The organism is Amycolatopsis circi (genome assembly GCF_003385235.1).
GTDB lineage: Bacteria > Actinomycetota > Actinomycetes > Mycobacteriales > Pseudonocardiaceae > Amycolatopsis > Amycolatopsis circi.
In genome coordinates this window covers 1-5,266 of the sequence record NZ_PQIA01000254.1, presented here as the reverse complement: position 1 = coordinate 5,266, position 5,266 = coordinate 1, and the positions used below count along the sequence as shown (strand labels likewise).

Sequence of the window (5,266 nt, the reverse complement as noted above, 5' to 3'; positions counted from 1 at the left end):
ACGTGAGGGGAACCCTGAGGGAATCAGAGTCCCTCAGGGTTCCCCTCACGGACAGCCGGATCCCGCACCTGCCTCGCCAGCCCCCGCGACCAGGACAGACACCCCTCAGACCGCAACTCGCAGCGCCGCCTTGAGTCCCTGGCATTGGGAATCCGAGTCCCTCAAGGTGGCCCTCACGGACGCTCGCACCGGCCAGACCACGCCCCACCGGCCAGGGACACCTTCGCCGCCGCGCCCGCTGCCGAGAAAACCTCTCGGGGCGCTCGCTGTGCTGCGAGGGGGTGTTCGGCGAACCGGCGCGACCGGATCCGTCCGGCTCGGCACTCGGCACTGGAACGATTCCGCCGGATTCGCGGGAAAGCCGGTGCGGCGGGCGAATCGGTGCGGGCGCCGGGAAAATCCGGCGGATCCGCCGGGTCGCGTCCGGGACCCCTCCCCGGACGCTGCCCGGCGGAAGTCTCAGCGGGAGCGGCGGCGGCTGGCGGCGCGGCGGTGGCTCCATCCGCGGCGCTGCAATTGCGCGGTGCTCAGCGTTTCCGGACGGCCGCGGCCGTCGGTGCCCACCCAGCGCGGGCGCACAGCTCCGGCTTCGAGGACGTAGGGGCGGCCGCCGCACCACACCACGCTGCAGGGTTCGGTCGGCGGGACGGTCGGGGCGTCGGTCTCGGCTGCGGGGGCGGTTTCGGTGCTCATGCTCTCGGTGACTCGTGCTCTCTAGCGTGGGGCTTCGGGGACCTGGAACGCGCGGGGCGCCTGCCCTGTACGTCGGCGCCGGACCGCCGAGCGTTAACCGCCGCGGCCCGAATTCCTCCGAACGATGCGCCCCGGCGATGCGGATTTCCCGGTCCGGAACCGGAAACCAACCGTCCACAGTAGACTGGAGCGAGCCCGTTCCGGTGTGTCGGTGCCGCTCAGCGAGGCGCGAGGGGCCAGAATGGGCGCGACCCCGGCGAAAGGATCGCGGTGCTCCCGTCGAAAACCGTGTACGGGCCGCTGTGCGCGGCTGTGGTGGTTTTGCCCGCGCTCACCGCCTGTTCGGGGGATCAAGCGCCGCCGGCCGCCGCCCCGTCGGCGCCCTCCGCGATCGCCTCGGCCGCGCCGAGCACGCACGCTCCCCCGCCGCTGCCGCAGACCGCGGGCACGAGCAGCCCGCCTGCCGCGCCCAGCAGCACCGCGGCCGCGCCGAAGCCGTCGAAACCGGCTCCGCCGGTCAATCCGGGCACGTGCGGCACCGTCACCGCGGCGAGCGGGATGACGTTGTACGTCTACGACAACAAAGCCATCCCGTGCGCGGACGCGATGTCGCTGGTCAAGAAGTTCCACCAGGCGATCAACGGCCGCCAGGCGGCGGGGTCGAACAATCCGGTCAACGCGACCGTCGACGGCTGGCTGTGCGTTTCCGGCCCGCCCGCCGCGCAGGGCGGCACGACGTGCAGCAAGGGCGAGCAGACCGTGCTGGCGGCGGTGGTACCGGCCGAATAGGGCCAGTGCCACCGCCGCGGCTCAGGACTTGAGATCCGGGAAGTCGTCCTCGCGGAACTCGCCCTCGGGCCGCTCGCCGCCTTCCCGGCCGCGCAGTTCGACCCGGCGGATCTTGCCCGAGATGGTCTTCGGCAGATCCCCGAACTCCAGCCGTCGGATCCGCTTGTACGGCGCGAGGTGCTCCCGCGCGTACGCGAGGATTGCCCGCGCGGTCTCGGCGTCCGGCTCGTGCCCGGAGGTGAGCACGACGTACGCCTTCGGCACCGCCAGCCGGATCGGGTCCGGCGCGGGCACGACGGCCGCCTCGGCGACCGCTTCGTGCTCCAGCAGGACGCTCTCCAGCTCGAACGGCGAGATCCGGTAATCCGACGCCTTGAAGACGTCGTCGGTGCGGCCGACGTAGGTGATGTAGCCGCGTTCGTCGACCGAGCCGACGTCGCCGGTGTGGTAGTAGCCGTTTGCGAAGGCGGCCGACGTGCGCTCGTCGTCGTCCGCGTAGCCCGCCATCAGGCCGACCGGCCGGTGCGCGAGGTCGAGGCAGATCTCGCCCTCGGTCGCGCGCTCGCCGGTGACCGGGTCGACCAGCGCGACCGCGAACCCGGGCAGCGGGCGGCCCATCGACCCGGCCACGACGTCCTGTCCCGGGGTGTTCGCGACCTGGACGCTGGTTTCGGTCTGCCCGAAACCGTCCCGGATGGTGACGCCCCACGCCTTCTCGACCTGCTCGATCACCTCGGGGTTGAGCGGCTCCCCGGCGCCGACGACCTTCTTGGGCGGCGTCCGCAGCGCGCTGAGGTCGGCCTGGATCAGCATCCGCCACACCGTCGGCGGCGCGAAGAAGCTGGTGATGCCGCAGCGGTCCATCTGCGCCATGAGCGCGACCGCGTCGAACCGCGCGTAGTTGTACAGGAACACAGTTGCTTCGGCGTTCCACGGCGCGAAGAAGTTGCTCCACGCGTGCTTGGCCCAGCCCGGCGACGAGATGTTGAGGTGGACGTCGCCGGGTTCGAGCCCGATCCAGTACATTGTGGACAGATGGCCGACCGGGTAGGAAACGTGCGTGTGCTGCACGAGTTTCGGCTTCGCGGTGGTGCCCGAGGTGAAGTACAGCAGCAGCGGGTCCTCGGCGCGGGTGACCCCGTCCGAGGTGAATTCGCCCGCCGACGCGTACGCGGTTTCGAAGGCGTGCCAACCGGAAACCGGTTCGCCGACCGCGATCCGCGTGTAGTCGCCCGCGACGTTCGCGAACTTCTCCGCGTCGACGTCGCGCACGATCACGTGCTTCGCGTTGCCGCGCTCGACTCGGTCCACCAGGTCGGCCGGGCCGAGCAGCGTCGACGCCGGGATCACGACGGCGCCGAGCTTGATCGCCGCGAGGATGGTTTCCCACAGCTCGCCCTGGTTGCCGAGCATGACGATCACCCGGTCGCCACGCGAGACGCCGAGGCCGCGCAGCCAGTTCGCGACCTGGTTGGACCGCGCGGACATCTCCGGGAACGTCCAGCGGTTCTCGGTGCCGTCCTCTTCCACGATCCACAGCGCGTACCGCTGCGCGTTCGCCGGGTCCGCCGCGATGGCGTCGAACCAGTCCGTCGCCCAGTTGAACTCGTCCAGCTGCGGCCACGCGAACTCGCGATAGGCAGTTTCGTAGTCCTCGCGGTGGGCCTGCAGATAGTCCCGCGCCGCGCGGAATGCCTGGTAGCCGGTGACCTCAGCGCCGTTGCTCACGTCGTACTCCTCGTGCTCGCTTTCCGTGCCTGTTCTACTCGCCCTTGAACTCCGGCGCTCGTCGCTCCATGAAGGCCTGCACGGCCTCCTGGAGGTCCTTGCTCGGCAGGAACGCGGAGTTCCACGCGGCGACGTAGCGCAGGCCTTCGGCGACCTGGCGTTCGGTATTCGCCGAGAGCACTTGCTTGGCGCCCTGAACGACCAGCGGCGGATTCGCGGCGATCTCGGCGGCCAACTCGCGGGCCTTGGCCAGCAGCGTCTCCTGGTCCGGGTACACGTCGTTGACCAGGCCGATCTTCTCCGCCCGCGCGGCGTCGATGTCCTTGCCGGTCAGGGCCAGTTCGCGGACGTGCCCCTCGCCGATGATCGGCGCGAGCCGCTGCAGGCTGCCGATGTCGGCGACGATCGCGACCTTCACCTCGCGGACGCTGAACTTGGCGTCCTCGCTGGCCAGGCGGATGTCGGCGGCGGTGACGACGTCCACGCCGCCGCCGATGCACCAGCCGGACACGGCGGCGACCACCGGCTTGCGGCATTCGGCGATCGAGCTGACCGCCTGCTGCAGCCGCTGGACCTCGCGGTGGAACTCGGTGCGCGGCCCGGCCAGCGCGTCGCCGGCCAGCAGCGGCGCCCAGCTGCCCATCATCGCGGGCAGGTCGAGGCCGTAGGAGAAGTGCTTGCCGCTTCCGGCGAGGACGACGGCGCGCACGCGCGGGTCGGCGTCGAGGGCGGCGAACACCAGGGGAAGCTCGCGCCAGAAGTCGGGGCCCATCGCGTTGCCCTTGCCCGGGCCGAGCAGGGTCACCTCGGCGACCGGGCCGTCGAGGTCGACGCGCAGGGAGGCGAGTTCGGGAAGGGCGGCTACTGGTTCGGTCATGCGGTCATCTTGACTCATCGGGCCGACCCCAGCTCATCCGGTTGACACTGTGCCAACGCGGCTGCGGGATGCTTTCCTGGAGACCCGAGGTGGAGAGGGAGGCGCCCGTATGGAACCGGCACCCGTGCCCGTCGCCGACGCCCCGCCGGCGGAACCCGCGGCGGCCCGCAAGGCCCGGCCGATCGAGCTGTCCGGCTCGTTCCGCCATGACGGCCAGCGCCTGTGCTACACCGAATACGGCGGCGGCGACCGCGTCGTGGTGCTGATGCACGGCATCATGTTCACCCGGCGGATGCACGCGCCGCTGGCCCGGCGGCTCGCCCGCGCCGGGTTCCGCGTGGTCACGCTCGACCTGCTCGGCCACGGCGATTCCGATCGGCCGACGCAGTCGTGGCGCTATTCGATGCCCGCGTTCGGCGAGCAGGCCGTCGCGCTGCTCGACCATCTGGAGATCGAGGACGCGGTGGTCGGCGGCACTTCGCTGGGCGCGAACGTGGCGCTGGAGGTGGCTGTCGCCGCCCCGTCGCGAGTTCGTGGGCTCGTCGTCGAAATGCCGGTGCTGGACAACGCGATCATCGCCGGGCTGCTGACGTTCGCGCCGCTGCTGTTCGCCGCGCGGTTCTTGCCCGCGACGGTGCGCGGGGTGGCGGTGGCCGCGCATCTGGTGCCGCACGGGAACCAGTGGGTGGACGTCATCACGGACACGCTGAGCCAGGAGCCCGCGCCGATGGCCGCGCTGCTGCACGGCGTGCTGTTCGGCCGGATCGCGCCGCCCAAGTCGATCCGGGGCACGATCACCACGCCGACGCTGGTGATCGGGCACGAAGGCGACCCGATCCACCCGTTCGGCGACGCGGGCAGCCTCGCCGAGGACCTGCCGAACGCGGAGTTCGTGCAGGCCCGCAGCCCGGTCGAGCTGCGATTCGACCCGAAACGGCTCAGCGCGGCGATCCGGGACTTCGCCTTCCGCCGCTACCCCGCCTGACCCTGCCCCCGTTCCGAAGTCCGTGAGGGGAACCCTGAGGGACTCTGAGTCCGTGTTGAGTCGCAGTTGTTGTGACACAGTTTGTGTCTCTCGGCATGTGACACACCCTGGTGGGGTGGGTTGCCGGGTCTGTCGCCTGATCGGCGTTGTGGTGTGCCCATGGCGCGGAAGCGAGCGAAGATGCTGTTGATGGA

General features: G+C 70.9%; 6 protein-coding genes. 2 read left to right on the top strand and 4 right to left on the bottom strand.

Features of this window, described 5'->3' with window-relative positions:
* Positions 1-459: 459 nt before the first annotated feature.
* The gene (locus tag D0D37_RS45720; RefSeq protein WP_116206803.1) at positions 460-693 is read right to left on the bottom strand and encodes a hypothetical protein; all 234 of its coding nucleotides are present in this window, start codon (positions 691-693) and stop codon (positions 460-462) included.
* A gap of 350 nt (positions 694-1,043) precedes the next feature.
* Positions 1,044-1,223, bottom strand: coding sequence for a hypothetical protein (locus D0D37_RS48385; protein WP_167493660.1), 180 nt, complete (start codon positions 1,221-1,223; stop codon positions 1,044-1,046).
* Between the two features lie 28 nt (positions 1,224-1,251).
* Between D0D37_RS48385 and D0D37_RS48380 the strand changes: the two genes are divergently transcribed.
* Positions 1,252-1,482, top strand: a complete 231-nt coding sequence (locus D0D37_RS48380) for a hypothetical protein (protein WP_116206801.1) — start codon at positions 1,252-1,254, stop codon at positions 1,480-1,482.
* A gap of 21 nt (positions 1,483-1,503) precedes the next feature.
* On the opposite strand, the gene D0D37_RS45705 is transcribed toward D0D37_RS48380, so the two are convergent.
* A complete protein-coding gene (locus tag D0D37_RS45705; RefSeq protein WP_116206800.1) occupies positions 1,504-3,210 on the bottom strand; it encodes an AMP-binding protein in 1,707 nt (568 codons plus the stop codon).
* 34 nt (positions 3,211-3,244) lie between these two features.
* On the bottom strand, positions 3,245-4,087 hold the full coding sequence (locus D0D37_RS45700) for a crotonase/enoyl-CoA hydratase family protein (RefSeq protein WP_116206799.1): 843 nt from the start codon (positions 4,085-4,087) through the stop codon (positions 3,245-3,247).
* A 109-nt stretch (positions 4,088-4,196) separates the two neighbouring features.
* On the opposite strand from D0D37_RS45700, the gene D0D37_RS45695 reads away from it, so the two are divergent.
* Positions 4,197-5,072, top strand: a complete 876-nt coding sequence (locus D0D37_RS45695; protein WP_116206798.1) for an alpha/beta fold hydrolase — start codon at positions 4,197-4,199, stop codon at positions 5,070-5,072.
* The last annotated feature ends 194 nt before the right edge of the window (positions 5,073-5,266 follow it).

Coding starts and splice junctions, on each gene's coding strand:
- D0D37_RS45700 (WP_116206799.1), bottom strand. CDS start 4,087: ATGACCGAACCAGTAGCCGCCCTTCCCGAACTCGCCTCCCTGCGCGTC.
- D0D37_RS45720 (WP_116206803.1), bottom strand. CDS start 693: ATGAGCACCGAAACCGCCCCCGCAGCCGAGACCGACGCCCCGACCGTC.
- D0D37_RS48380 (WP_116206801.1), top strand. CDS start 1,252: ATGACGTTGTACGTCTACGACAACAAAGCCATCCCGTGCGCGGACGCG.
- D0D37_RS45695 (WP_116206798.1), top strand. CDS start 4,197: ATGGAACCGGCACCCGTGCCCGTCGCCGACGCCCCGCCGGCGGAACCC.